Source organism: Micromonospora sp. CCTCC AA 2012012 (assembly GCF_040499845.1).
In the GTDB taxonomy this organism is placed as follows: Bacteria; Actinomycetota; Actinomycetes; order Mycobacteriales; family Micromonosporaceae; genus Micromonospora; species Micromonospora mangrovi.
The window spans coordinates 2,674,470-2,699,248 of sequence record NZ_CP159342.1 but is presented as its reverse complement, the minus strand read 5'-3'; the positions used below and the strand labels follow the sequence as shown (position 1 = coordinate 2,699,248).

The 24,779-nt window shown below is 75.6% G+C and carries 17 protein-coding genes; 8 read left to right on the top strand and 9 right to left on the bottom strand.

From position 1 onward, the window contains the following. The first annotated feature begins 195 nt into the window (after window positions 1-195). From ABUL08_RS12045 to ABUL08_RS12025, 5 genes are read left to right on the top strand one after another with little or no spacing between them, the layout of a single operon-like run. On the top strand, window positions 196-1,218 hold the full coding sequence (locus ABUL08_RS12045) for an NAD-dependent epimerase/dehydratase family protein (RefSeq protein WP_350937484.1): 1,023 nt from the start codon (window positions 196-198) through the stop codon (window positions 1,216-1,218). Continuing rightward, on the top strand, window positions 1,211-2,524 hold the full coding sequence (rfbH, locus tag ABUL08_RS12040) for a lipopolysaccharide biosynthesis protein RfbH (protein WP_350937483.1): 1,314 nt from the start codon (window positions 1,211-1,213) through the stop codon (window positions 2,522-2,524). The genes ABUL08_RS12045 and rfbH overlap by 8 nt, the downstream gene beginning before the upstream one ends. After that, window positions 2,517-3,548 (top strand): Gfo/Idh/MocA family protein, encoded by a 1,032-nt coding sequence (locus ABUL08_RS12035; RefSeq protein WP_350937481.1) that lies wholly within the window; start codon window positions 2,517-2,519, stop codon window positions 3,546-3,548. Before rfbH ends, ABUL08_RS12035 begins: the two co-directional genes overlap by 8 nt. After that, window positions 3,535-4,791: a macrolide family glycosyltransferase gene (locus tag ABUL08_RS12030; RefSeq protein WP_350937479.1), complete on the top strand. Its 1,257-nt coding sequence runs from the start codon at window positions 3,535-3,537 to the stop codon at window positions 4,789-4,791. The genes ABUL08_RS12035 and ABUL08_RS12030 overlap by 14 nt, the downstream gene beginning before the upstream one ends. A gap of 40 nt (window positions 4,792-4,831) precedes the next feature. After that, the gene (locus ABUL08_RS12025) at window positions 4,832-5,014 is read left to right on the top strand and encodes a hypothetical protein (RefSeq protein ID WP_350937477.1); all 183 of its coding nucleotides are present in this window, start codon (window positions 4,832-4,834) and stop codon (window positions 5,012-5,014) included. 179 nt (window positions 5,015-5,193) lie between these two features. Here the strand turns inward: ABUL08_RS12025 and ABUL08_RS12020 are convergent, their stop codons facing one another. The 4 genes from ABUL08_RS12020 to ABUL08_RS12005 are packed head-to-tail and all read right to left on the bottom strand — an operon-like array spanning window position 5,194 to window position 9,011. Further along, complete coding sequence (locus tag ABUL08_RS12020) at window positions 5,194-6,111, bottom strand: methionyl-tRNA formyltransferase (RefSeq protein WP_350937476.1); 918 nt, start codon at window positions 6,109-6,111, stop codon at window positions 5,194-5,196. Beyond that, window positions 6,108-7,421 (bottom strand): PIG-L deacetylase family protein, encoded by a 1,314-nt coding sequence (locus ABUL08_RS12015; protein ID WP_350937474.1) that lies wholly within the window; start codon window positions 7,419-7,421, stop codon window positions 6,108-6,110. The genes ABUL08_RS12020 and ABUL08_RS12015 overlap by 4 nt, the downstream gene beginning before the upstream one ends. A 46-nt stretch (window positions 7,422-7,467) precedes the next feature. Continuing rightward, window positions 7,468-8,343 (bottom strand): 1,4-dihydroxy-6-naphthoate synthase, encoded by an 876-nt coding sequence (locus ABUL08_RS12010; RefSeq protein WP_350937472.1) that lies wholly within the window; start codon window positions 8,341-8,343, stop codon window positions 7,468-7,470. Beyond that, window positions 8,340-9,011 (bottom strand): hypothetical protein, encoded by a 672-nt coding sequence (locus ABUL08_RS12005; protein WP_350937470.1) that lies wholly within the window; start codon window positions 9,009-9,011, stop codon window positions 8,340-8,342. The genes ABUL08_RS12010 and ABUL08_RS12005 overlap by 4 nt, the downstream gene beginning before the upstream one ends. Before the next feature lie 183 nt (window positions 9,012-9,194). Here ABUL08_RS12005 and ABUL08_RS12000 point away from each other — a divergent pair, with 183 nt between their 5' ends. Beyond that, the gene (locus ABUL08_RS12000) at window positions 9,195-10,397 is read left to right on the top strand and encodes a macrolide family glycosyltransferase (RefSeq protein ID WP_350937469.1); all 1,203 of its coding nucleotides are present in this window, start codon (window positions 9,195-9,197) and stop codon (window positions 10,395-10,397) included. Window positions 10,398-10,455: 58 nt separating this feature from the next. Here ABUL08_RS12000 and ABUL08_RS11995 read toward each other — a convergent pair whose 3' ends face one another. Further along, window positions 10,456-10,869 (bottom strand): cold-shock protein, encoded by a 414-nt coding sequence (locus ABUL08_RS11995; RefSeq protein ID WP_350937467.1) that lies wholly within the window; start codon window positions 10,867-10,869, stop codon window positions 10,456-10,458. 179 nt (window positions 10,870-11,048) lie between these two features. On the opposite strand from ABUL08_RS11995, the gene ABUL08_RS11990 reads away from it, so the two are divergent. Beyond that, window positions 11,049-11,903 (top strand): metallophosphoesterase family protein, encoded by an 855-nt coding sequence (locus ABUL08_RS11990; RefSeq protein WP_350937465.1) that lies wholly within the window; start codon window positions 11,049-11,051, stop codon window positions 11,901-11,903. Continuing rightward, the gene (locus ABUL08_RS11985; protein WP_350937462.1) at window positions 11,900-12,556 is read left to right on the top strand and encodes a 4'-phosphopantetheinyl transferase family protein; all 657 of its coding nucleotides are present in this window, start codon (window positions 11,900-11,902) and stop codon (window positions 12,554-12,556) included. The genes ABUL08_RS11990 and ABUL08_RS11985 overlap by 4 nt, the downstream gene beginning before the upstream one ends. 46 nt (window positions 12,557-12,602) lie before the next feature. On the opposite strand, the gene ABUL08_RS11980 is transcribed toward ABUL08_RS11985, so the two are convergent. The 4 genes from ABUL08_RS11980 to ABUL08_RS11965 are packed head-to-tail and all read right to left on the bottom strand — an operon-like array spanning window position 12,603 to window position 24,726. Further along, the gene (locus ABUL08_RS11980) at window positions 12,603-13,316 is read right to left on the bottom strand and encodes an aspartate/glutamate racemase family protein (RefSeq protein WP_350937460.1); all 714 of its coding nucleotides are present in this window, start codon (window positions 13,314-13,316) and stop codon (window positions 12,603-12,605) included. 5 nt (window positions 13,317-13,321) lie between these two features. After that, the gene (locus tag ABUL08_RS11975; protein ID WP_350937459.1) at window positions 13,322-14,644 is read right to left on the bottom strand and encodes an MFS transporter; all 1,323 of its coding nucleotides are present in this window, start codon (window positions 14,642-14,644) and stop codon (window positions 13,322-13,324) included. 1 nt (window position 14,645) lies between these two features. Beyond that, entirely contained in the window at window positions 14,646-22,256 is a 7,611-nt protein-coding gene (locus tag ABUL08_RS11970) for an amino acid adenylation domain-containing protein (RefSeq protein WP_350937456.1), read from the bottom strand. Next, on the bottom strand, window positions 22,246-24,726 hold the full coding sequence (locus ABUL08_RS11965) for a non-ribosomal peptide synthetase (RefSeq protein ID WP_350937454.1): 2,481 nt from the start codon (window positions 24,724-24,726) through the stop codon (window positions 22,246-22,248). The genes ABUL08_RS11970 and ABUL08_RS11965 overlap by 11 nt, the downstream gene beginning before the upstream one ends. Window positions 24,727-24,779 lie beyond the last annotated feature (53 nt).

Here is a 24,779-nt window from a genome sequence, read left to right as displayed (position 1 = left end):
CGGTCCGGGTTCAGGGTGGTCGGCCCGGACCGGGTTCACCGACGGGTGCCGCCGGAGTCGGGGAAAACCCCCAGAGTTCCACCCTCGACCGGTCCGGCCCGCGAGGCCGGCGTGGATAGTGGCGGCAGGCGTGGCCGCCGACGACCCGGTGCCCGCCTGCGACGATCCCCCGTCCCGGAAGCCGGAAGGGCCCCCATGCGCGCAGCAGGTCCCGGTCACTCCGGGCCGTCGACCGCGGTGGTGCTCGGCGCGGGCGGCTTCATCGGCCGTACCGTCTGCGCGACGCTGCACGCCGCCGGCTGGTCCGTGACCGGCGTGGTCCGGCGGCCCGCCGACGCCACGCCGTGGCCGACCCGGCGCCTGGACCTGGTCGGCGCCACCGGCGGCGACCTCCTCGCCACGCTGGCCGAGCCGGCCCCCACCCTGGTGGTCAACGCGGCCGGGGCGCTCTGGGCCGCCACCGACGACGACCTGGTGGTGGGCAACGTGACGCTGCTCGGGCGGGTCGTCGCGGCGGTCGCCGCGCTGCCCGGACCGGCCCGCCTGGTGCACCTCGGCTCCGCCTACGAGTACGGCGACCAGCCCGGCCGCCGCACCCTGTCCGAGCAGTTGCCGGCCCACCCCACCAGCCCGTACGGCCGGGCGAAGCTGGCCGGCACCCGGCTGGTGACCCGGGCCGTCGCGCAGGGCCGCCTCGACGCGGTCGTGCTCCGGCTCAGCCTGGCGCTGGGCCCCTACGCGCCCCGGCACGGGCTGCTCGGCGGGCTGGCCCACCAGCTCGCCGGCCACCCCGCGCAGCTGCGCCTGCCCCCGGTCGCCGGGACCCGCGACATCGTCGACGTCCGGGACGTCGCCGACGCGGTGCTCCGCGCCGCGCACGCGCCGACCGTGCCGCCGGTGGTCAACGTCGGCGGCGGCGTCGGGGTGCGGCTGACCGACGCGGTGGACGAGCTGATCCGCATCGCCGGGTCGACCGCCACGGTCGTCCGGGTCCCGCCGCCACCGGGCCGCCGGCACGGCGACGGCGGGGACCTGCCGCTGGACATCGGACTGGCCCGACGGGCCCTCGGCTGGTCGCCGCGGCGCACCCTGACCGACGCGCTGCGCGCCGTCTGGGACACCGCCGCGCCGCCGGAGGGCCTGGCCACCCGGCTGCCCGGTCCGGCCGGCGCCACATCCACCTCGAACCTCGTACTGGACGGAGAGACCCATGGCTGAGACGGACGTGCGCGCGATCCTGGAGCAGGTGCGCAAACTGCACCGCGATCAGGAGTCGACGCAACAGGAGTTCGTGCCGGGGGTGACACCGATCCTGCCGTCGGGCGCGGTGCTCGACGAGGACGACCGGGTGGCGCTGGTGGAGCAGGCGCTGCGGCTGAAGATCGCCTCCGGGGCGGCGGCGCTGCGCTTCGAGCGGCTCTTCGCCCGGACGATGGGCGTACGCAAGGCCCACCTGACCAACTCCGGCTCGTCGGCGAACCTACTGGCGCTCGCCTCGCTGGCCGCGCCGGAGCTGGGCGACCGCCGGCTGCGGCCGGGCGACGAGGTGATCACCGTGGCCGCGGGCTTCCCGACCACGGTGAACCCGATCGTGCAGTGCGGACTGGTGCCGGTCTTCGTCGACGTGGACCTCACCACCTACAACACCACTCTGGACCGGATCGAGGCGGCGCTGTCGCCCCGGACCCGGGCCATCATGATGGCGCACACGCTGGGCAACCCGTTCCCGGTGGCCGAGGTGGCGGAGCTGGCCCGCGCGCACGGGCTCTTCCTCATCGAGGACACCTGCGACGCGGTGCTCTCCACCTACCAGGGGCGCAACGCCGGCACGTTCGGCGACTTCTCCACGGTGAGCTTCTATCCGGCGCACCACCTGACCACCGGTGAGGGCGGCTGCGTGCTCTCCAACAGCCTGGAACTGGCCCGCATCGTCGAGTCGATGCGGGACTGGGGCCGGGACTGCTGGTGCGAGCCGGGGGAGGACAACAAGTGCCTGAAGCGCTACTCGTACCAGCTGGGTGACCTGCCGTACGGCTACGACCACAAGTACATCTTCAGCCACGTCGGATACAACCTGAAGGCCACCGACATCCAGGCGGCGCTGGGGCTGAGCCAGCTCACCCGGATCGAGGACTTCGTGGCCGCCCGCAAGCGCAACTGGCGGCGGCTGCGCGACGGTCTCGACGGCCTGCCCTGCCTGCTGCTGCCCGAGCCGACGCCGGGCAGCGACCCGAGCTGGTTCGGGTTCGTCATCACGCTCACCGAGGACGCCGGCTTCAGCCGCGCCGAACTGGTGGACTTCCTCAACGCCCGCAAGATCGGCACCCGGTTGCTCTTCGCCGGGAACCTGGTCCGGCACCCCGCCTACCGGGACGTGGACTACCGGATCAGCGGGGACCTGACCAACAGCGACATCATCACCGACCGCACCTTCTGGATCGGCGTGTACCCGGGCATCACCATCGAGATGGCCGACTACATGGTCGCCTCGATCCGCGAGTTCGTCACCGGGCACCATGGCTGACGTCACGCCGATCGGCGTCGGGGTGCTCGGCGCCGCCGACATCGCCTGGCGGCGTACCGTGCCGGCGATCGTGGCCTGCGACCGGCTGCGCCTGGCCGCCGTCGCCAGTCGTACGCCGGAGAAGGCCGGCGCGTTCGCCGAGCGCTTCGGCGGCGCGGCGGTGACCGGCTACCAGCGGCTGCTGGCGCGCGACGACGTCCAGGCGGTCTACGTCGCGCTGCCGAACGCGCTGCACGAGGAGTGGACGGACGCGGCGCTGCGGGCCGGCAAGCACGTGCTGGTGGAGAAGTCGCTGACCGTCGACGCGACCGTCGCCGCCCGGCTGGCCGACACGGCCCGGGACGCCGGCCTGGCGCTCGTGGAGAACTTCGCCTTCCTCGACCACCCCCAGCACGCCTGGGTGCGGGACCGGATCGCCGAGGGCGCGATCGGCGACGTGCGGAACGTCAGCGCCTCCTTCGGCGTGCCGCAGGCCGACCCGACGCTCATCCGCTACAACCGGGAACTCGCCGGTGGCGCCCTGCGGGAGACCGGCTGCTATCCCGTACGCCTGGCCGCCGCGCTGCTCGGACCGGACGTCGAGGTGGTCGGCGCCCGGCTGCACGAGGACCCGGAGACCGGGGTGGACATCTCCGGGGCCGCGCTGCTGGCCGACTCCGCCGGGGTCACCGCGCAGTGCGACTTCGGCCTCGCGCACGCCTACCGCAACACGTACGCGGTCTGGGGCAGCACCGGCCGGATCGAGGTGGACTGGGCCTTCACCCCGCCGCCGGGCACCCGCCCGGTGGTCCGGGTGCACCGGGCGGACACCGTCACCGAGCACCGGCTGCCCGCCGTCGACCAGTTCCAGCGGATGGTGACCGGCTTCGCCGAGGCGTGCGCCGACCCGACCCGCCGGCCCGCCCACCGCAGTGCCGTCGTCGGCCAGGCGACGCTGCTCGAGGCGATCGTCCGGCAGGCCGACCCAGGCCGGTCGGTCGCCGCCGGGGCGGGACGGACCGGAGGTGACCGTGGCATCGCCTGACCCCGCCGGGGACTCCCGGCACGTGCTCTGGCTGACCTTCCCGGCGTTCAGCCACCTGCGGGCCACCCTGGCCATGGTGGAGGAACTGCTGCGGCGTGGCCACCGGGTCAGTTATCTGGTCGCCGACCGGCTCGTCGACGCGGTCACCCCGACCGGCGCGCGGGTCGTGCCGTACCGCTCGGTGTTCCCCGAGTCGATGTCGCCGCCGCCGAGCCCGACCACGATGCTGGTCGAGTTCCTCCGGGAGAGCTTCGCGCCGCTGGAGGCCGCGCTGGCCTGCGCCGCGGCGGACCCACCCGACCTGGTCGTGCACGACGCGCTCGCCTCGGACGTCGCCGTCGCGCTGAGCCGCCGGTACGGCGTGCCGACCGTGCGCACCTACGCCGGCTTCGGCACCAACGACCAGGTGCCGCTCAACGGCACCCAGCCGGACCCGGCGCCGGCCGAACCGGTCGACCCCACCGACCCACGCCTGGCCGCGCTGGGCGCGGAGCTGACCGCCCGGATCGCGGCGGCCGGCGCGACCGAGCTGTTCGACGGCGCCCCGGCCAGCGGCGACGACGCGGCGCTGAACATCTCCTTCGTCACCCGGGAGTTCCAGATACGCGGGGACACCTTCGGCGACGACTACCTCTTCGCCGGCCCCTGCCTCCGGGCGGTGGACCGGGCCGGTCACTGGGCCCCGCCGGAGGGTGCCGGGCCGGTGCTGCTGGTGTCGCTCGGCACCACCGTCAACCAGCGGCCCGACTTCTTCCGCACCTGCGCCCACACCTTCGCCGGGACGCCCTGGCACGTGGTGATGACCCTCGGCCGCTCGGCCGACCCGGCGCAGCTGGGGCCGCTGCCGCCCAACGTGGAGGCGCACCGGTGGGTGCCGCACCTGGCCGTGCTGCGGCACGCCGCCGCGTTCGTCTGCCAGGGCGGGACGGGCAGCCTGATGGAGGCGCTGGAGGAGGGCGTGCCGGTGGTGGTGGTCCCCCAGCAGACCGACCAGTACCCGACCGCCCGGCAGGTCGTCGACCTGGGCGTGGGCCGCGCCATCCGGCCGGAGGAGCTCGACCCCGACACGCTGCGGACCGCCGTCGAGGCGGTGGCCGGCGACGCGGGCGTCCGACGTCGGGCGCAGGAGCTGAGCCGCTCGGTCCGGAACGCCGGTGGGGCCGTCGCGGTCGCGGACCGGCTGGAGCGGCTCATGGCGGAGCACCGGGTGCCCGACGGCGCCACGATCACTCCGGTCGGCTGACCCGCCGGCCGGTTTCACCCTCACCCAGAAGGAGAACAACATGGCACGGCGCAAGGGGTCCCTCGTCCAGGTGCTCGTCGGATTCGGCCTGGCCGCCGTGGCGATCATCGCGTTGCTGGTCGGCGACCTGTCCGAGGGAGCGCACACGGTGGCGCTCATCGTCCTGGCCCTGGGCATCGGCGTGGGCAGCATCGGCCTCGGACGTACCCTCACCAACCGCTGACCCCACTCCCGCCCCCGCACCGCGTCGCCGGACCGCGTCGCCGCGTCCGCCGGGGCAAGATCGTGCTCGATCCAGGAAGTAGTGGCCTCACCCGACGGGGGAGGCCACTACTTCCATGTTCGAGCGCGATCTCGCGTCGAGCGGGCTCTGCGTCGAGCGCGACCCCGCGCGGTGCGGGGTCAGCGGTGGCGGCGGAGGACGGCGACGCCGTCGCGGCACCCGAAGCGGACGGTGTCGGCGGTGACCTCCTCCAGGGTCGCCGGGTCGGTGGCCGCGGGCGTCTCCGCGCGCCGTGCGTCGTCCACCGGGTGGTCGACGCCGCCGATCGGCACGAACGCCCGCGGATAGGGGCCGAGCAGGCCCCGCACCAGTGCCTCGATCTCGGCGAAGGTCATGTCGTGGCTGATCCGGCCGTCGGCCGGGCGCCGCTTCGGCCACCGCGTCGCCTGCTCCGACAGCTGCGCCCGCGCCGGCACCGCACGGCGGGCGAGGTGGCCGGCCAGCTCCGTACCGGCGTCGAAGTGGGTCGAGGCCATCCGGTAGAAGAGGGACGCGGCCGACTCCCGAGGGCGTACCGGCAGGTCGTACTGGGCGATGATCGGGCCGGTGTCCGCCTCCGGCTCCAGGAAGAACACGCTCAGCGCGGTGGAGCGCAGCCCCTTGATGATCGTCCACGGGATGGGCGCCTGCCCGCGACCCGTCGGCAGCTTCGTCGGGTGCATGCCGATGCAGCCGTACCGGCCGGCCGGCTCGCCCGCCGCGCCGTGGACGGTCGCCGGCAGCGCCAGCACGTCCGGGTGGATGAGCCGGGACCAGCCCACCACGAGCAGATAGTGCGGACGGCAGTCGGTCAGCCGGTCCGCCAGGGAGGTCAGACTGCCGTCCTCGGTCAGCACGCACTCGGTGCCCTGCTCGCGGGCCAGGTCGGCGACCGAGGCGTACCCGACAGCGGACGCGCCGCGCTCGGGCGGGATGCCGATCATCAGCGGCACCTCGATCCGCCCCTCCAGGTACGCGTCGGAGGCGAAGATCCCCTCGTACGCGCGGATCCCGAAGACGTGCGTCGTCACCAGGGCCAGCCGGGTCTGCTCCGTCATCGGTACCCGCCTCCGTCCGCTGCCGACGTCATCGGCTGCACCTCCACCACACTCAGCTCGCCGCCCCGCACCGCGTAGACGACCTGCGCCGCGGGGTGCTCGTCGAAGGCCCGGGCCAGCTCCGGCGACCGGCCCGGATCCGCCAGGAACTCCACCCCGGCCCGGGTCGCGGCGGCGCTGACCCCGGCCACTCCGACCAGGTACGCGTCGGCGGCGAAGGGGTTCGCGGAGCGGATGACGTACCCGAACTCCGGTGCGCCGGCGGTGGTCGGCGCGACCCCGGAGTCGCGGTGCCGCAGCCGGCGCGGCGACGGCCCGCCGGCACCGCCCTCCAGCGTCCAGACCGGGGCGTCGAGGCGCTGGCACGCCCGCGCGACCGGGTTCGTGTCCGGGCCGCCGATGGTGACGACGCCGCCCGCACCGGCCAGGGCCGACGCCTCGTCCGCGTCGGCGCACCGTTCCCGCAGCGGGAAGGGCGACCACAGGTCGACGAAGGCCTGCCGGAGCGTGTCCCGGGCGACGTTGCCGTGCCGGACCGCCGCCGGGGTGTCGTCGTGGCCGGGCGGCGGGTAGAGGAGCGTGAGGGTGCCGTCCCGCACCGTCGGCAGCCAGAAGCGGTGGAACGGGGAGTCGCTGAGGGCCAGCGTCTTCCGGGCGGCGTCCGTCGCCCCGTACTGGAGGCCGACCTCGAAGGCCTCGGCCCGGTCCAGCCGCGCGCGCCGGCCCAGCATCTCCTCGTACGCGGTCAGGTCGTGCCGGCCGATCCGCGCCGCCTGGGAGTGGTAGCACTTCAGCGCCCGGTCCTTGACCAGCAGCCGGTCCGGGGTCACGTCCACGAAGACGGTCGGCCGGAAGTGGCTGATCTCGGACGAGACGTGGGTGGAGTAGTGCAGGAAGACGCAGTCCCGGAAGGCGGCGTGCGCGATCCGGTTCGCCGCGCCGTGGTCGTTGTGGCTGTCCGCCCCGGTGTGCGTCACCACCAGGTCCGGCCGCAGGTCGAGCCGCCCCATCAGCTCCCGGACCAGCCGCACGTCGTCGATGTCACCCCGCAGGTAGCCCTGCTCGATGCCGCCGAAGTGGACCCGCTCCGCCGGCACACCCATCTCCGCCGCCGCGTTGGTGGCCTCGGCGCGTCGCGTCCCGCACTGCGCCGGATCGTCGGTGAGGACGAGGACGTGCACCTCGTGGCCCTGGTCGCGCAGTTTCGTGACGAGCGCCGCCGCACCGATCTCGACGTCGTCGGGGTGCGCCCCGACGGCGAGCACCCGCAGGGCGGCTCGCGCGGTCGGATGCTGAAGATCGAGGGGCACAACGCCTCCTATCCGTGACATTCCCCGTCGCTGCCCGGGACCGTGCTCAGGCCGGGACCGGGTCGGCCGGCGCCGGCAGGTCGAGGGCGTCCTCCGCCACCGGCGGCACCAGGCCGGCCGTCGCGGCCAGGTCGAGCATCGTCCGGACGGCGGCGAGACCGCACCCGCCCAGGTCCTCGGTGTACCGGTTGACGTAGAGCCCGATGTGCCCCTCCAGCACCTCCGGCGCCAGCTCCTGGGCGTGCTCACGCACGTACGCCCGAGAGGCCTCCGGGTCGGCCCAGGCGTACCGGACGGAGGCGCGGATCGCGGCGGTGATCTCCGCCAGCCGCCGGGCCCCGAGGCTGCGCCGGGCGACGATCGCGCCGAGCGGGATCGGCAGTCCGGTCCGCCCCTCCCAGGCCTGGCCGAGGTCGACCAGCCGGTGCAGGCCGTACGAAGGATAGGTGAACCGGGCCTCGTGAATGACCAGACCGGCGTCGACCACCCCGTCGCGGACCGCGGGCATGATCTCGTGGAACGGCATCACCACCGTCCGGATGTCCGCCGTCGGGCACGCCTGCTGCGCCCAGAACCGGAACAGCAGGTACGCCGTGGAGCGCTCGGTCGGGATGGCCACCACCCGGCCGGCGAGGTCGGTCGGGGCGCACTCCTGCCGGGTGAGCACCAGCGGTCCGCAGCCGTGCCCGAGCGCGCCCCCGGTGGGCAGCAGCGCGTACCGGTCCAGCACGTACGGCAGGGCCGCGTAGGAGATCTTCAGTACGTCCAGCTCGCCCCGCTCGGCCATGCCGTTGGTGACGTCGATGTCGGCCAGCGTCACCACCGGCGGGGTGGAGCCGGGCAGCAGACCGGCCGTCCAGGCGTGGAAGACGAACGTGTCGTTCGGGCAGGGGGAGTGGGCCAGGCGCAGCCGCTCGCTCATCGGGCGCTCCCACCCGACGGGACGGCGGTCATGTCCCACAGGCACAGGTACTTGTTCGGGCAGTCCTCGGGGATCCGCTCCAGCGGCTCACCGAGGCCGAACGGGAAGCGGGTGAGGTCGAGCTTCGCGTGCCGCAGGCTGGGCGCCGCCATCCGCTCCAGGTTGGAGAACTCCCCGCCCGGCAGCGACGCGTCGCTGGTGTAGCTGGTGGTGAGCAGCAGCCGGCACGAGGCGCGGAACCGCTCCAGGGCGGCCAGCACCATGTCGTTGGGCAGGTGGATGAAGACGTCCCGGCAGATCAGCAGGTCGGCCGGGCGGACGTCCTCGGTGGTGATGTCGAGGACCTGCAACCGGTAGCCGCGGCGGCGCAGCTCCGGCCAGGACTCCCGTTCGTGCACGTCGTGCCCGACGTAGTCCACGCCGGTCAGGTCGAGCGTGCTCATCCACGCGAGGTCGCCGCAGCCGGCGTCGGTCAGCGTGCGGACCCCGTACGTCTGCAGGATGCCGCTCAGCCCCTTGCGGACGAGCTGGGTGTGCGGCTCGCTGGATCCCCAGCCGCAGACCGTGTCGGGCGCCTGGTCGGGCCAGCCCCGGGAGAAGACCTCCAGACCGGGCGTCAGTGGTCTGCGGGACTCCTGTCCGGCGATCGGTTCTGCTGATTGGCTCACGGCGTCTCGCTCTCCATCGGAGGGAGTTGTCGGATCAACTCAGCACGCCGACGGCCCGGCTCTCCACAAAGACAAGTGGTTTCCCGCGAGTCTGGAGAGCACGGCAGGAATTGGCTGGGAAGTTCCCCAGACTTGCCGGCGTCCCGGCGTCCGGCGGGACGCCGGAGTGCGAGGCTCCCGGTCATGTCGAGGTTGCACGTGGCGTTCCTGCCGTTGCCCGCGTTCGGACACATCAATCCGACGCTCCCCGTCGTCGCGGAACTGGTGCGCCGCGGGCACCGGGTGACGTACGCGACGAACAGCCGTTTCGCGCCGCTGGTCACCGCCGCCGGGGCGACGCTGCTGCCGTACGAGTCACCGCTGGCCTCCCGCAAGCTGCTGCACCGGATCGACGCCGAGTACATGGCGCACGAGCCGGTCCGCTCGATCGACGAGGCGATCGCCACCGTGCCGGTCTACGAGGCCGGCTTCGGTGACGACGTGCCGGACGTGCTGCTCTACGACGTGAGCACGTTCGCGGCGGGGCGGGTGCTGGCCCGCAAGTGGAAGCGGCCGGCGATCGAGATGTTCGTGACCTTCGCCTCCAACGAGCACTACTCGCTGACCCAGCAGATCGGCGCGATGTTCGCCGGTGAGATCGACGGGACCCACCCGGCGATCATCGACTTCTTCGTCAAGATGGGCGCGCTGCTGCACGAGCACGGCCTGGCCGACGTGACGCTGGAGGAGTTCACCGCGCCCGCCGACGACGCGAACCTGGTCTTCCTGCCCCGGCGCTTCCAGCCGGCGCACGAGACGTTCGACGACCGGTTCGCCTTCGTCGGCGCCTGCATCGGCAACCGGCCCGCCCAGCAGTGGACACCACCCGCCCCGGACCGGCCGGTGGTGCTGGTCTCGATGGGCAGCTTCAACTACGACAACCACGGCGACCTGCTGCGCACCTGCGTGGACGCGTTCGCCGGGACCCGCTGGCACGCGGTGGTCGCGGTGGGCGAGGGCGTCGACCGCGACGCCCTCGGCGCGGTGCCGGAGAACGTGGAGCTGATGACCTGGGTGCCGCAGCTGGCCGTGCTGGAGCGGGCCGACGTGTTCGTCTCGCACGCCGGCATGAACAGCGCGATGGAGGCCATGTACTTCGGGACCCCGGTGGTCGCGCTGCCGCACATGCCGGAGCAGCGGATCATCGCCGCGCGCCTGGCGGAGCTGGGCCTCGGCGTGGACCTGTCGGGACAGCCGGTCACCGCCGACGGGCTGCGCGCCGCGGTCGACGCGGTGGCCGCCGACGACGCGGTGCGCGCCGCCGTCGGCACGATCCGGGACGCGCTGCGGTCGACCGACGGGCCACCCCGGGCGGCCGACTACATCGAGGCGCGGGCCCGCCGCTGAGGTCGGCCGTCGGGCGGTACGTGCCGACGCCGCACCGCCCGCGCCCGCCGACCGGCGGTCAGCCCTTGACCACCCAGCCGCGGGCGTACCCGGCGGCGATCAGCCGCTCCCGGATCTTCATGATCTGGGCGCCGGTCAGGCTCGGCGCGGTCTCCATCAGCGCCTCGGTGATCTCGCTGCTGTACTCCTCGGCCGAGAGGACCTCGCAGTCCTCGTCGTCCTCGTCGTCGAGCCGGGTCGTCGGGGCGGCCCGCCGGGGCGCCGCAGGCGGGTCCAGCAGCTGGATCCGGGCCGCCTTCAGGCCCTTCTGGCCCTCCATCACCTCATAGCTCACCCGCTGACCGACGCAGCGGTCGGTGAGCGGGAAACCCACGTCGTTGACGTGGATGAAAAGGTCCTCGCCGCCGTCGTCCGGGGCGATGAACCCGTAACCCTTGGTCTCGTTGTACCGGATGATCTTCCCGCTGGCCATCGTCACCTTCACCTCACCGTCAACCTGGCGCACACACCCCGCGGGCGGTGCCCGCCGAGAGCCCGGGTCGCCGCCACGCCCGGTCACTGTATCCCGGCCCGGGGGCCCCGCAGCGGCTCCACGACGGAGGGCCGCAGGACTAGGTCTTGCCCCAGCCCGGCCGTGCCATCGTGGTCGCCATGACCTCCGTCGGCCGGCTGCTGGCCATCAGCGACCTGCACGTGCACCACGCGGAGAACCGGGAGATCGTGGCGCGGCTGCGGCCCCGGTCCGACGACGACTGGCTGCTCGTCGCGGGGGACGTCGGGGAGGTCGCCGCCGAGGTCGAGTGGGCGTTGAGCCTGCTGGCCGGCCGCTTCGCCAGGGTGATCTGGGCCCCCGGCAACCACGAGCTGTGGACGCCCACCGCCGACCCGGTCCAGCTGCGCGGGGAGGCCCGCTACCGGATGCTGGTCGAGATGTGCCGCCGGCACGGCGTGCTCACCCCCGAGGACCCGTACGCGACGTGGGAAGGGCCCGGCGGGCCGGTCACCGTGGCGCCCCTGTTCGTGCTCTACGACTACTCGTTCCGGCCCGCCGGGGCGGCCACCACCGCGGCGGCGCTGGAGCGGGCGTACGCCGCCGGGGTGGTCTGCACCGACGAGTTCCTGCTGCACCCCGACCCGTACCCGGACCGGGCGGCGTGGTGTGCGGCGCGGGTGGAGCTGACCGAGGCCCGGCTGGCGGCGATCGAGCCGGACCGCCGCACCGTGCTGGTGAACCACTTCCCGCTGGTCCGGGAGCCGACCCGGGCGCTGTGGCACCAGGAGTTCGCGATCTGGTGCGGCACCGACCGCACCGCCGACTGGCACCGCCGGTTCCGCGCCGACGCCGTCGTCTACGGCCACCTGCACATCCCGCGCACCATGACGGTCGACGGGGTGCCCTTCGTCGAGGTCTCCGTGGGCTATCCCCGCGAGTGGCGGCGGCGGGGTCGCCCCGTCGACGTGACCGAGGTGCCGCTGGGCGCCGGGGACCGGCTGGTGCAGCGGTGATCGGGGACCTGCTGCCGGCGCCGGTGGTCACCGCGCACGCGTACGGCGACCCGCCGGAGGCGAGTCTGCTGTCGCCGGAGGACACGCACATCACCCGGGCCGTCGAGCGGCGCCGCCGGGAGTTCACCACGGTGCGCTGGTGCGCGCGTACGGCGATGGTGGCGCTCGGGGTGGCCCCGGCGCCGGTGCTGCCGGGCGAGCGGGGCGCGCCGTGCTGGCCGGCGGGAGTGGTCGGCAGCATGACGCACTGCGCCGGGTACCGGGCCGCCGCGCTGGCCCCGGCCGCCACGGTGCGTACCGTCGGCATCGACGCCGAGCCGAACGAGCGGCTCCCGGCCGGCGTGCTCGCCGCCATCGCGCTGCCCGCCGAGCGGGCGCGGCTCGGCGCGCTCTTCGTGGCCCGGCCCGACGTGGCCGCGGACCGGCTGCTGTGGAGCGCCAAGGAGGCGTTCTACAAGGCGTGGTTCCCGCTCGGCCGCCGGCTGCTGGACTTCGACGAGGCCGAGGTCGAGCTGCGTGCCGACGGCACCTTCTCGGCTCGGCTCCGTACACCCGAACCGGGCGTCCCGGACGGGTTCCCCGGCCGGTGGCGGGTGGCGGACGGCCTGGTCGCCACCGCGATCGCGGTGCCGGTCGCCGAATCCGCCGGCTGACCGTCCGGGCCGGTCACCGACCCGGCCGGCTGGTCCTGCCGGACGGTCACACCGGCAGCAGCGGCTGCGGAGCCCGCGTCCAGAGCGACAACGCGATCTCGCGCAACGGGTCCAGCACCTGCGGCCCGCCCAGCCGGTCCACCAGCCGGTCGCCGACCAGGTGCAGCTCGGTGCAGCCCAGGATCACCCCGGTGCAGCGGTAGCGGGAGCGCAGCGTCGAGACCAGGTCGGCCGCCTCGGCGAGCGCGCCGCCCCGCTTCATCCGGTACAGCGTCCGGTGCACGCCCCGCTGGTCCCCCTCGTCCGGCCACACCACCCGGCCGGCCACGTCCGGCCAGGACGGGTGGCGGGGGAAGACCCGGGCCTGCCGGGTGCCGTCGGTGCAGAGCAGCAGGTAGCGGCCGTCGCGGTGGGCCAACCCGTGCACCGTCTGGTCGATCAGCGACCGGACCCGGGGCAGCAGCTCCGGCGTGAGGCGGGGCAGGAAGTGGTGGGCGGTGAAGCAGGCCACCACCACCGCCTCCGCGCCCGCGTCCACCAGCCGGCGCAGGTGCACGTCCAGCCGCCGGACCAGCTCGGCGTCCCGCCCGGTGCGGATCGCCTCGGTCCGGTCGGGGAACGCCGGCGTCGAGTCGAGCAGCACCCGGGGCAGGTCCTGCTCGCACGGCGCCGGGTTGAGCCGGTAGACGGTCTGCACGAACGCGGCCGAGGCCAGCGGCCCCATCCCGCCCAGCACACCGAGGATCTGCTGCTCGGGCACGCCGCCTAACCCGCCTGCAACGCCGGGTCGCGGTCGGCGGCCGGCTCCGGCGCCGTCACCACCAGGTCCGGCAGGTCGGTCTCCACGTTCCGTACCGCCGGGCGCAGCCACAACAGCAGCTGCGTGCCGAGCAGCAGCGCCGCCGAGACCAGGAACACCAGGGCGATGCCGCCGACCTGACCGGCGCCGGTCACCCGCCCCACCGTGCCGGTGAGCGGACCGTCCCCGGTGACCAGGGGCGCGGCCACGTACTGGGCGAGCAGGCCCGCGCAGGCGTACGCGAAGGGCTGCGACGACCAGGAGATCATCCGGCGGACCGCGAAGACCCGACCCTGCACCTGCGTCGGCGTCTTGAGCTGCCACAGCGTGGCGGTGACCGCGTTGATCACCGAGTAGCCGCCGAGGATGCCGAACATGCCGGTCATCACCACCCAGACGCTGTGCGTCAGCCCCATCGCCAGCACCAGCACCGCGTGCACCAGTCCCACCACCATGATGGTGGCGACCTTCCGCCGGGGCTCCCGGGCGGCACTCACCACCACGCTGCCGATCGCCATGCCGGCCCAGCCGACCGCCTCGACGACGCCGTACACGGCCGGCGAGGCGAGGGTCAGCACCAGCGGCGGCACCAGCACGATCACGGTCTGCATGCCGAAGTTGTTGGCCGCGAAGAAGAGCAGCAGCCCGAACAGGCCGGGCCGGGCGCGGATGAACCGCCAGCCCTCGGTGAGCCCGGCCGACACCGACGTGCCGGCCCGCGCGGGGGCCGGCGGGACCATCCGCGTGGTGACGAGCACGGTGAGGACCGCGACGGTGAACGTGACCACGTCGACGGTGAGCAGCCCGACCAGGCCGAGCACCGGATAGAGCGCGCCACCGAGCAGGGCGCCGCCGACCGCGCCGACCGCCTCGGCGACGCCGATCCGACCGTTGGCCACCGAGAGCTGCTCGCGGGTGACGATCTGCGGCACCAGGGCGGAGAACGCCGGCCACTGCACCGCCTTGAAGACCGACAGCAGCACCGCGAGCGCGTACAGGTGCCACAGGCGTAGGTGACCGGTGGCCAGCAGGAGGACCGCGATCAGCGGGGCGAGGGCGCTCCCGGCGTCGCTGACCATCATCGCCCACCGGCGGTCCCACCGGTCGACGAGCGCGCCGGCGACCGGCAGCAGGACGATGCCCGGCAGCGTGCCGGCCAGCACCAGCGTGGTGAACGACGCCGCCGACCCGGTCTGGAGATAGACGTAGATGCCGACGCCGAAGGTGGTCATGGTGGAGCCGAGCAGGGACAGCGCCTGCCCGGACCAGATGATGGTGAAGACGCGCACGTCAGCCCTCCAGCAGGGGAGTGTCCGGGACCGTGGCGGCCCGGTCCAGCACGGCACGCAGCGCCGCCAGCCGGGCCGCCGCGGTCGCCGCGTCGAACCGGGCGGTGGCGTACTCCAGCCAGCCGGTGAAGCCGTCGGCCGTCGGGGTCATCCGCACGTGCAGGTCGTAGCGGCTCGTTCCACGTTCCACGGTCACCTCGCGGAACGTCAACGGTCCGGCCCGGTCCGGCGCGGCGGGCAGGTTCTGCACCGCGAACATCGCCCGCGCCCGTACCGCCGCCGGCAGCAGCGGATACGGGACGTCCTGGTGCTCCCACACCGCTGTCACGGTGTCCCGGACCCGGCCGACCAGCTCCCGCGCCGACGGCGTACCGGTCAGGTCCACCGGGACGGGCAGCACGTTGGCGAAGTCGCCGACGACGTCCTCGGCGGCCGGGTCGGAGCGGTTGCCGACGGGCACCGCCACCACGAACCGCTGCTGGCCGCCCGCCGCGCCGAGCCACGCCTGGACGGCGGCGAAGAGCACCATGAAGTCGGTGGCGCCGGTCTCGTCGCGCAGCCGGCGCAGCCCGGCCGCCGTCGCGCCGGTGACCGTGAAGTCGAGCCGCGCGCCGGCCATCGACCCGTCGTCGGGTCGGTCGGCGGCGAGGTCGAGGTGCGGGTCGACGTCGCGCAGCCGGTCCGCCCAGAACGCCAGGCCGGCCCGGAACCCGTCGGCGGCGACCGTCCGCGCCCGGGCTCGGGCGTAATCCGCGAAGCCGGTGACCCGGGGCAGCTCCGGCGGCCGGCCGGCGACGATCGCGGCGTAGAGCGCGGCGAGGTCGCGGCGCAGCACGGACAGCGACCAGCCGTCGGCGACCAGGTGGTGCACGACGAGGCTGAGCAGGTGCTCCCGCGGCCCGCAGGAGACCAGCAGGCAGCGCAGCAGCGGCCCGGTCGCCGGGTCGAACGGTCGGCGCAGCTCCGCCGCGGCCAGCGCCACCGCCTCGGCGAGCGGGTCGGGACCGGTGCAGGTGTGCCGCACCACGGGCACCGGGGTGCCGCCGCCCGGCTCCTCCACCACCCGGACCGGGCGGCCCGCGACGGTGGGGTAGCGGGTGCGCAGCCCGGGGTGCCGGGCGACGAGCGCGTCGACCGCCCGGATCGCCGCCACCGGGTCGAGCGGCCCGCTGATGTGGACGGTCATCGGCAGGTGGTACGCGTACCCCCGCGGATGCCGGGCCTCGGCGAGCAGGTGCCCCTCCACCGGGCTCAGCGTCTCCTCCGGTACGACGACGGGGACGGCGGCCGGGGCCGGGGCCGACGGCACCTGCCGGTCCAGCCAGGCCGCGATGTCGGCGACCCGGGGCGCGGCGAGCAGGTCCCGCAGCGGAATGCGGTGGCCCGTCGCGGCGGCGAGCCGGGCGACCAGCCGGGCGGCGAGCAGCGAGTGCCCGCCCCGGGCGAAGAAGTCGTCGTCCGCGCCGACCGGCCCGGTGCCGACCAGGTCGTCGGCGAGCACCTCGGCGAAGGCGGCGGCGACCCGGCGTTCGGCCTCGGTACGGCAGGGCCGCCCGGCCGTCGGCACGTCGGCGAGCGCGACGAGCGCCCGCCGGTCCACCTTGCCGTTCGGGGTGACCGGCAGGGCGTCCCGCGCGACGAGCGCCGCCGGGACCAGCGCCGCCGGCAGTCGGCCGCGCAGCGCGTCGAGCAGCGGGTCGGTGGCCAGGCCGGCCGGCGTCACGAACCCGACGAGCCGCAGCTCACCGGCCGTGCCGGCGGCCACCACGGCGGCGGCGGTCACGCCGGGCAGGGCCCGCAGGGCGTGTTCGACCTCGCCCGGCTCGACCCGCTGGCCACGGATCTTCACCTGGTCGTCGAGCCGGCCCCGGAACTCCAGCCGGCCGTCGGCGTGCCGGACACCGAGGTCACCGGTGCGGTAGAGCCGGGCGCCGGGCCGGTCCGACCACGGGTCGGGCACGAAGCGCTGCGCGGTCAGGGCCGGCTGCCCGTGGTAGCCGTACGCCAGCCGGTCACCGCCCAGCCAGATCTCCCCGGTCACCCCGGGCGGCACGGCTGCGCCGTGCGCGTCGACGACGTACACCCGGGTGCCGGTGATCGGCGCGCCCAGCGGGGCCGGGCCGGCGCTCGGGTCGGTCTCCGCGATCCGGTGGCGGGTCGCGGTCATGGTGGTCTCGGTCGGGCCGTACTGGTTGACCACCCGGGGGCGGCCGGCGAACGCGGCGGTGGCCGCCGCCGCGTCGGCCAGGTCCAGCGGCTCGCCGGAGACCAGCACGAGCCGCAGCGTCCGTCCGGTCCCGGGCCGCGCGCGGGCGGCGGCGGTGAGCGCCCGCAGCACCGTCGGGACGGCGGCGAGCACGCAGGTGACCCCGGCGCGGTCCACCGCGTCGCGCATCGCCTCCGGGTCGCCGCGGTGCTCCGGGTCGAGGAAGACCACGGTGGCCCCAGCGGCGAGCGGGCCGAACAGGTCGCGGGTCGACGCGTCGAACGACGCCGAGGCCAGTTGCAGCACGGTGTCGCCGGGGCCGACGGCGCCTTCGGCGAGCAGGTAGTCCGTCAGGTAGCTCGCCGCGGCGTGGTGCGGGGTGAGCACCCCCTTCGGCCGGCCGGTGGAGCCCGAGGTGTAGGCGACGTAGGCGAGGTCGTCCGGGGTCGGGTCGTGCCGGGGCCGCGCCGGCCGAGGGTCGGTGGTGACCGCGAGGTCGGTGCCGGCGAGCAGCGCGACGCAGCCGCTGTCGGCCCGCAGGGCGTCGTGCCGGGCCGCCGGCTGGTCCGGGTCGAGCGCCACGTACGCCGCGCCGGCGCGCAGCACGCCGAGCAGCGCCACCGCGAGCGCCGGTCCGCGCGGGACGCGCACCGCGACCCGGTCGCCCCGGCCCACCCCGGCCGCGGCGAGCCGCCCGGCCAGCTCCTCGGCGGCCTCGACCAGTTCCCGGTACGTCAGCCGGACCCGCCCGGTGGCGTCGGCCACCGCGGGGGCGTCCGGGGTGGCGGCGGCCGACGCCGCCACCAGCCCGCTCAGCGTGCGCCGACCGTCCGGGCCGGACGGTGCGTCCGGCTCCCCGGTGGGCCGGGTCGCGGGCGGCGCGGGCGCGTCCGGGTCGGCGACCACGGCTTCCAGGAACGCCACCAGGTCGGCGGCGAGCGCGGCGATCCGCTCCGGCGTGTACCGGCCGGTGCGGTAGAGGAACGACGCCACGTGCCCGTCGGCGTGCTCCTCGAAGAGCACCCCCAGCTCCGCCTTGGCGTACGCGGGCGTCGGCGACACCGGCGTGACGGTCGTCCCGTCGGTCAGGGTCACCGGGACGATCGCGTCGGCGTCGTGGTTGACGGTGTACCGGGTGAGGTCCGGGGCGCCCGGACCCAACGCGGCGACCACCCGGTCGAACGGCACGTGCCGGTGCGCGTACGCGTCGCGCAGCGCGTCCCGGGTCCGGCGCAGCGTCGCCCGGAAACCGCCGGCCGGCCGCAGCCGTACCGCCACCGTCCCGAGCAGCAGCCCGACGACCCCGGCCAGCTCGGGTCGCTCCCGATCGGAGACCGGGACGCTGACCACCAGGTCGTCGGTGCCCGCGTGCCGGCCCAGCACGTACCCGTACGCGGCGAGCAGCACCTCGAAGCCGGTGGCCTGCTCGGCGGCGGCGAGCCGGGCGATCCCGGCGACCAGGGCGGTGGGCAGCGGCTCGACGTGGACGGCGCCCGCGTTGCCGCCGGTCGGGTCGGCCCGGTCCGGCGGCAGTTCCCAGGCGGCCAGGTCGGCGAGGACCTCCCGCCAGTGCGCCAGCCCGCTCGCGGTCGCCCGGTCGGCGACGCCGCGCTGCCAGCGCGCGTAGTCCCCGGCCTGGAGCACCGGCGCCGGCGGCGCCGCCCGCCCGTCGACCGCCCGGGCGTACGCGTCGCGCAGCTCGTCGAGGAGCACCCGGACCGAGCCGGCGTCCACCACGGCGTGGTGGAACGCGAGCACCAGCACGTGGTCGTCCGGGGCGGAGGCGATCAGGGTGGCGTGCAGCAGCGGGCCGGAGTCCAGGGCGAAGCCCCGCCCGGCGGCCGCGTCGACCAGAGCGGCGACCATGCCGGGGTCGTCGGTGCGGTGGTGCTCCCACGGCACCACCGGCTCCGTCGAGACCACCCGGACGGGGATCCCGTCCGGTGCCGGGAAGGTGGTGCGCAACGCCTCGTGCCGGCCGACCAGCTCGTGCAGTCCGGCGCGGAGGGCGGCCACGTCGAGCCGTCCGTGGATGCGGCACACCACGGGCACCGTGTACGCCGGGTCGCCGGGACAGAGCTGGTCGGCGAACCAGAGGCGGGCCTCCGCCGCCGACACCTCGCTGACCGGGTGGCCGGTCGGGCGTACCTCGGGCAGCTCGGCGGCGGTCGGGTCGGCGTCGTCCAGCCGGTCGGCCAGCGTGGCGAGGGTGCCCGCCTCGAAGAGCAGGCGTACCGGCACCGGGCGGCCGAGCGCGGCGGCGGCCCGGGTGCACGCCTCGATCGCCAGCAGCGAGTGGCCGCCGAGGGCGAAGAAGTCGTCGTCGCGGCTGACCCGGTCCACGCCCAGCAGACCGGCCCAGGCGGTGGCCAGCGCGACCTCGGTCGGGGTGCGGGGCGGCTCCCCGCCGCCCGTGCCCACCGTGGCCGGCGGCACCGGCAGCCGCCTGCGGTCCAGCTTGCCGCTGGTGGTGACCGGCAGTTCGGCGAGGACCAGCACCGCCGCCGGCACCGCGGCGGCCGGCAGCCGGCGGGCGGCGTGCTCGCGCAGCGCCGCCGGGTCGGGTGCGGCGTCGGGCGCGGCGGTCACGTAACCGACCAGGCGTGGGCCGCCCGGCACGTCGTCGCGGACCACCACGGCCGCCTCGCGGACGCCGGGCGCGCCGGCCAGCACCGCCTCCACCTCGCCCAGTTCGAGGCGGATGCCGCGCACCTTGACCTGGCCGTCGTCGCGGCCGAGGAAGTCCAGCGTGCCGTCGTCGAGCCACCGGCACCGGTCGCCGCTGAGGTACAGCCGCGAGCCGGGCGGCCCGTACGGGTCGGGGCGGAAGCGCTCGGCGGTCAGGTCCGGCCGGCCGAGGTAGCCGCGGGCCAGCTGGACGCCGCCGATGGCGAGTTCGCCGGGCACGCCGACCGGTTGCGCGCGCAGCTCGGCGTCGACCACGTGGCAGGTGACGTTCACATCGGGCGGCCCGATCGGCACCACGGCCGAGGTGACCGGGCCGGCCGCGTCGCGGGAGTGGGTGAAGACGGTGGTCTCGGTCGGGCCGTACCGGTTGACCAGCCGCGCGTGGCCCAGGTCACCGGCGAGGAACCGGTCGCGCAGCTCGGTGGAGAGCGGTTCGCCGCCGGATTCCACCTGCCGCAGCGTCGGCACCGGCGGGCCCGGCTCGGCGAGCACCGCGGCGAGCATCGTCGGCACGAAGCGGACCATGGTCACCCCGGCCGACGCCATCAGGGTACGCAGCGCCGCCGGGTCGCGGTGCGCACCGGGCGGGGCGATGACCAGCCGCGCCCCGGCGGCGAGGGTGGCGAAGACCTCCAGCACCGAGACGTCGAAGGTGATGTTGGTCTTGAGCAGCACCCGGTCGGCCGCGCCGACGCCGTCGGCGGCGAGTTGGAAGCGGATCTGGTTGTGCGCCGCCGCGTGGCTGACCATGACGCCCTTGGGTCGTCCGGTGGAGCCGCTGGTGTAGAGCACGTAGGCGAGGTCGTCGGGGTGCGGGGCGGGCGGCGGCGCCGGCACCGGCCCGGTGTCGGCGGTCGCCACCGGCACCGGGGTCAGCCCGGCGGGCAGCCGGCCGGCGTACCGGTCGTCGGTGACGGCGAGCACCGCACCGGCGTCGGCGGCCACCGCGGCGACCCGCTCGGCCGGGTGTTCCGGGTCCAGCGGCAGGTACGCCGCACCGGCCCGCAGGATGCCCAGGACCGCCACGATCAGCTCCGGACTCCGGTCCAGCAGCACCGCCACCGGCCGCTGCGGCCCGGCCCCGGCGGCGCGCAGCGCGGCACCGAGTCGCTCGGCGCGGGCGCACAACCCGGCATAGTCGACGGTCACCGCGCCGGCCTGCAGCGCGACGGCGTCCGGGGCCGCGGAGGCGGCGGCGAAGACCAGTCCGGCCAGGTCGACCGGGCCGGCCAACGGGCGCCGCGGGCCGGACGAGAAGCCGCGCACCCGGGCGAGTTCCGCCGCCGGGGCGAGCGGCAGCGCACCCAGCGCCCGCTCCGGGTCGGCCGTCGCGGCGGCCAGCAGCGTGACGTAGTGCGTCAGCAGCCGTTGTGCGGACTCGGGCCGCCACAGGTCCGCGTCGTACTCCAGCTCCAGGCCGTAGCCCTCGGTGCCGGCGTCGGTGTCGCCCGGATCGGTCACCGACAGGCTCAGGTCGAACTTCGCGGCCCCCGTCGCCGCGCCGTCCAGGTAGGTGAGGGTCACGTCGCCGAGCGTGTCGGTGCGCCCGCTGAACCGGGTGTGGTCGAACAGCACCCGGAACACCGGCGTGGCCGCGCCGCCCGGCTCGACGGGCAGCTCCGCCACCACCCGGTCGAACGGCAGCTCCTGATGGTCCAGGGCGCCGGTGGTCGCGTTGCGCACCTCGGCGAGCAGCGCGCCGAAGCCGGCGGTCGGTGCCACCGACGCCCGGACCGCGACGGTGTTGACGAAGAGCCCGATCAGCGGGGACACCTCGACCGGCGTACGGGCGGCGACCGGCATGCCGATCACGACGTCCCGCTGCCCGCTGTGCCGGTGCAGGAGCGCGTGGAAGGCGGCGAGCAGCACCATCGTCGGGGTGGCCGCGGACCGGCGGGCCAGCGCGGTCACCGCGTCGGCGAGCGCGCCGCCCGTGCTGGCGTACGCCTTCGCGCCGCGCGGCGGTCGACCCGGCCGGCGCGGCGCGTCGGTCGGCAGGTCCAACGGGTCCGGCAGGTCGGCCAGCCGCTCCCGCCAGTACGCCGCCTGGGCCCGGTACCCGCCGTCGGCGAGGTGCCGCCGCTGCCACCGGGCGAAGTCCCGGTACTGGACCGCCGGGGGGCGTGGCGCGGGCCGGCCGGCGACCAGGGCCGCGTAGCCGGCCCGCAGCTCCTGCCGCAGCACCCCGGCCGACCAGCCGTCGAAGGCGATGTGGTGCAGGGTGAGCACCAGGTGGTGCCGGTCCGGCGCGACGGCGGCCAGCGCGGCCCGCCACACCTGGCCGCCGCGCAGGTCGAACGGCGGGGCGTACTCGGCGCGTTGCAGCTCGGCCAGCGCCTCGGCGGTGTCCGGGGCGGTGAGCCGGCGCAGCCGCAGGCCGGACGCGGTGACCACCTGGGTCTCCACGCCGTCGCGGCGCTCGTAGCGGGTGCGCAGGATCTCGTGCCGCTGCTGGACTCCCTGCAGCGCCGCCACCAGCAGGTCCGGGTCGAGCGGGCCGTCGAGCCGCAGGGTGAACTGGATGTGGTAGGTGGTGGTGCCCGGCGCGAACTCCTCCAGGAAGAGCATCCGGGCCTGCGCCGACGAGGCGGGGGCGGGACCCGGCTCGGCGGTCACCCGGGCGGCGGGAGCGGCGGACGCCGCGACCACCCGGGCGAACCGGTCGGCGACCCGGGACCGGACGTCGGCGGACGGTCGCCCGCCCGGCTCACCGGCCACCGGACTCCTCCTCGCCCAGCTCGTCGTCGATGACCGCCTGCTCCACGGCGGCGGCGAACGCGCCCAACGTCTGGTGCTGCAGCAGCGCGGTCATCGGCACCGTCACGTCCAGGCTGCTCTGCACGGTGGCGATGAGCTGGGCGATGAGCAGGGAGTGCCCGCCCAGGTCGAAGAAGTTGTCGTGCAGACCGATCCGCTCCACCCCGAGGACCTGGCTCCAGATCTCGGCGACGGCCTTCTCCGCCGGGCTGTCCGGGGCGGCGAAGTCGGCGCGCTCGGCGGCCGGGTCGGGCACCGGCAGCGCCGCCCGGTCCAGCTTGCCGTTCGCGGTCGTCGGCACGGTGTCGATGGGCACCACCTGGCCGGGCACCATGTACTCGGGCAGCCGGGCGGCCAGCTCCCGGCGCAGCGCCGCCGGGTCCAGCACCGCGCCCGGCCGGGGCACCGCGTACGCGACGATCCGGGCGGCCGGGCCCGCGCCGTGCACCACCGCGACGGCGGTGCTCACCTCCGGCCGCTCCGCCAGCGCCGACGAGATCTCGCCCAGCTCGATCCGGTAGCCGCGCACCTTGACCTGCTGGTCCCGGCGGCCCAGGAACTCCAGCACCCCGTCCGGCCAGTAGCGGGCCCGGTCACCGGTGGCGTACATCCGCGCGCCGGGCACCGGCCCGAACGGGTCGGGCAGGAACTTCGCCGCGGTCAGCGCCCCGTCGCCGTGGTAGCCCAGCGCCAGGCAGTCACCGGCGATGTAGAGGTCGCCGGGCGCGCCGACCGGCACCGGGCGCAGCCAGCCGTCCAGCACGTGGTAGCGGGCGTTGGCGATGGGCCGCCCGTACGGCACCGACGGCCAGTCCGGCTGCACGGTGTCGACGGGGAAGCTGTTCGACCAGATCGCCGCCTCGGTGGCACCGCCCAGCGCCACCACCGTCGCCCGGGGGAACGCGGCCCGCACCGCGCCGGGCAGGGTCAGCGGCACCCAGTCGCCGCTGAGGAAGACCAGCCGCAGCGTCGAACCGGTCACCGCCGCCCGGGCCGCGAGGAGCGGCTCGATCTGTTGCAGCGCCGCGGGCGCCGAGTCCCAGAAGGTGATCGGCTCTGAGTCGAGCACGGTCAGCAGGCGGTGCGGGTCGCGCAGCTCGTCGCTCGCCGCGACCCGGACCGAGCCGCCCGCGGCGAGCAGGCCGAAGACGTCGTAGACCGACAGGTCGAAGCCGGGGGAGGTGACGAAGAGGACCTGGTCGTCCGGTCCCACGCCGTGGGTGGTGTTCACCCAGCGGATCAGGTTGACCACCGGCGCGTGGGTCAGCGTCACGCCCTTCGGGGTGCCCGTCGAGCCGGAGGTGAAGATGGTGTACGCCACGTCGTCCGGCGCGGCGGGGGCCGGCGGCGGCGACCCGGGTGGCACGGCCGCGTACCCGTACCGCAGGCGCGGCCCGGCCACCGGTGGCGCGGTGGTGGCCTCGTCGGCGAGGTAGACCACGTCCCGCACCGACGGTGCTTCGGCGGCCAGCTCGCACACCACCGGCACGGCTGCCGCGTCGGTGACGACCACCGCTACGTCGAGGGAGTCCAGCAGGGTGCGGGCGCGGGCCGGGGGCAGCCCCGGGTCCAGCGGAAGGTAGGCCGCGCCGGCCTTGAGCACGCCGAGCATCGCGACGACCAGGTGCGCGGTCCGGTCCAGGTGCAGCGCCACCGAGCGGCCCGGTCCCGCCCCCGCGGCGGCCAGGTTCGCCGCGAGGAGCCCGGCCCGGCGGTCCAGCTCGGCGTAGCTCAGCCGGGTGGCGCCGGCCACCACGGCCAGCGCGTCCGGCGTCGCGGCGACCTGCCGTTCGACCAGCCCGTGGATGGTCTCCGCCGGGCCCGTCCCGGTCGCCGTGTCGTTCCAGTCGTGCAGGATCCGCCGGCGTTCCTCGGCGGTCAGCACGTCGAGGGTCCACAGTGGCGTCCGGCCGGGCAGGTCGCCGAGCAGCTCCAGCATCCGTCGTACGCCGCCGTCGAGGCGGTGACCGGCGTCGGCGTCCACCCGGGCCGGGTCGTACCGCAGGGTCCCGTGGGCGTCCCACGCCAGGGCCGCCGTGCCGTCGACCGGGCCGCCGTCGAGGTCCACCACCACGTCGCACCACGCCGACAGGTCGACGCCGGCCAGCGCGGGCGCCTGCGCCTGGGCCGCGGCGAGCTGGGCCTGCACCCCGGCGACGAACCCCATCACGGTCTGCGCGTACGCCGGACGCACCCGGACCGGTACGGCGGAGCCGCCGGCCGGTCGGACCGCGCAGCAGACCTCCTCGGTGCCGGCGTGCGCGGCGAGCACCAGCGCCACGGCGGCCACCAGCTCCGCCGGACCCGGCGCGCCGGGCGGCCCGGGCACCGCCACCGGAGCCGGCGTCGCGCCGGGCGGCGCGGGGCGCACCACGTCGAGTCTGGTCGGCTCCGCGCCGTCGAGCAGTCGTTCCCAGTAGCCGGTGTCCACGCCGCCTGCCTCCCCGAACCCCCGGTGGACGCGGAGCGCCCGTTTGGGTCCGA

Coding starts and splice junctions, on each gene's coding strand:
- ABUL08_RS12045 (WP_350937484.1), top strand. CDS start 196: ATGCGCGCAGCAGGTCCCGGTCACTCCGGGCCGTCGACCGCGGTGGTG.
- ABUL08_RS12020 (WP_350937476.1), bottom strand. CDS start 6,111: ATGACGGAGCAGACCCGGCTGGCCCTGGTGACGACGCACGTCTTCGGG.
- rfbH (WP_350937483.1), top strand. CDS start 1,211: ATGGCTGAGACGGACGTGCGCGCGATCCTGGAGCAGGTGCGCAAACTG.
- ABUL08_RS11995 (WP_350937467.1), bottom strand. CDS start 10,869: ATGGCCAGCGGGAAGATCATCCGGTACAACGAGACCAAGGGTTACGGG.
- ABUL08_RS12035 (WP_350937481.1), top strand. CDS start 2,517: ATGGCTGACGTCACGCCGATCGGCGTCGGGGTGCTCGGCGCCGCCGAC.
- ABUL08_RS12000 (WP_350937469.1), top strand. CDS start 9,195: ATGTCGAGGTTGCACGTGGCGTTCCTGCCGTTGCCCGCGTTCGGACAC.
- ABUL08_RS12010 (WP_350937472.1), bottom strand. CDS start 8,343: ATGAGCGAGCGGCTGCGCCTGGCCCACTCCCCCTGCCCGAACGACACG.
- ABUL08_RS12025 (WP_350937477.1), top strand. CDS start 4,832: ATGGCACGGCGCAAGGGGTCCCTCGTCCAGGTGCTCGTCGGATTCGGC.
- ABUL08_RS11990 (WP_350937465.1), top strand. CDS start 11,049: ATGACCTCCGTCGGCCGGCTGCTGGCCATCAGCGACCTGCACGTGCAC.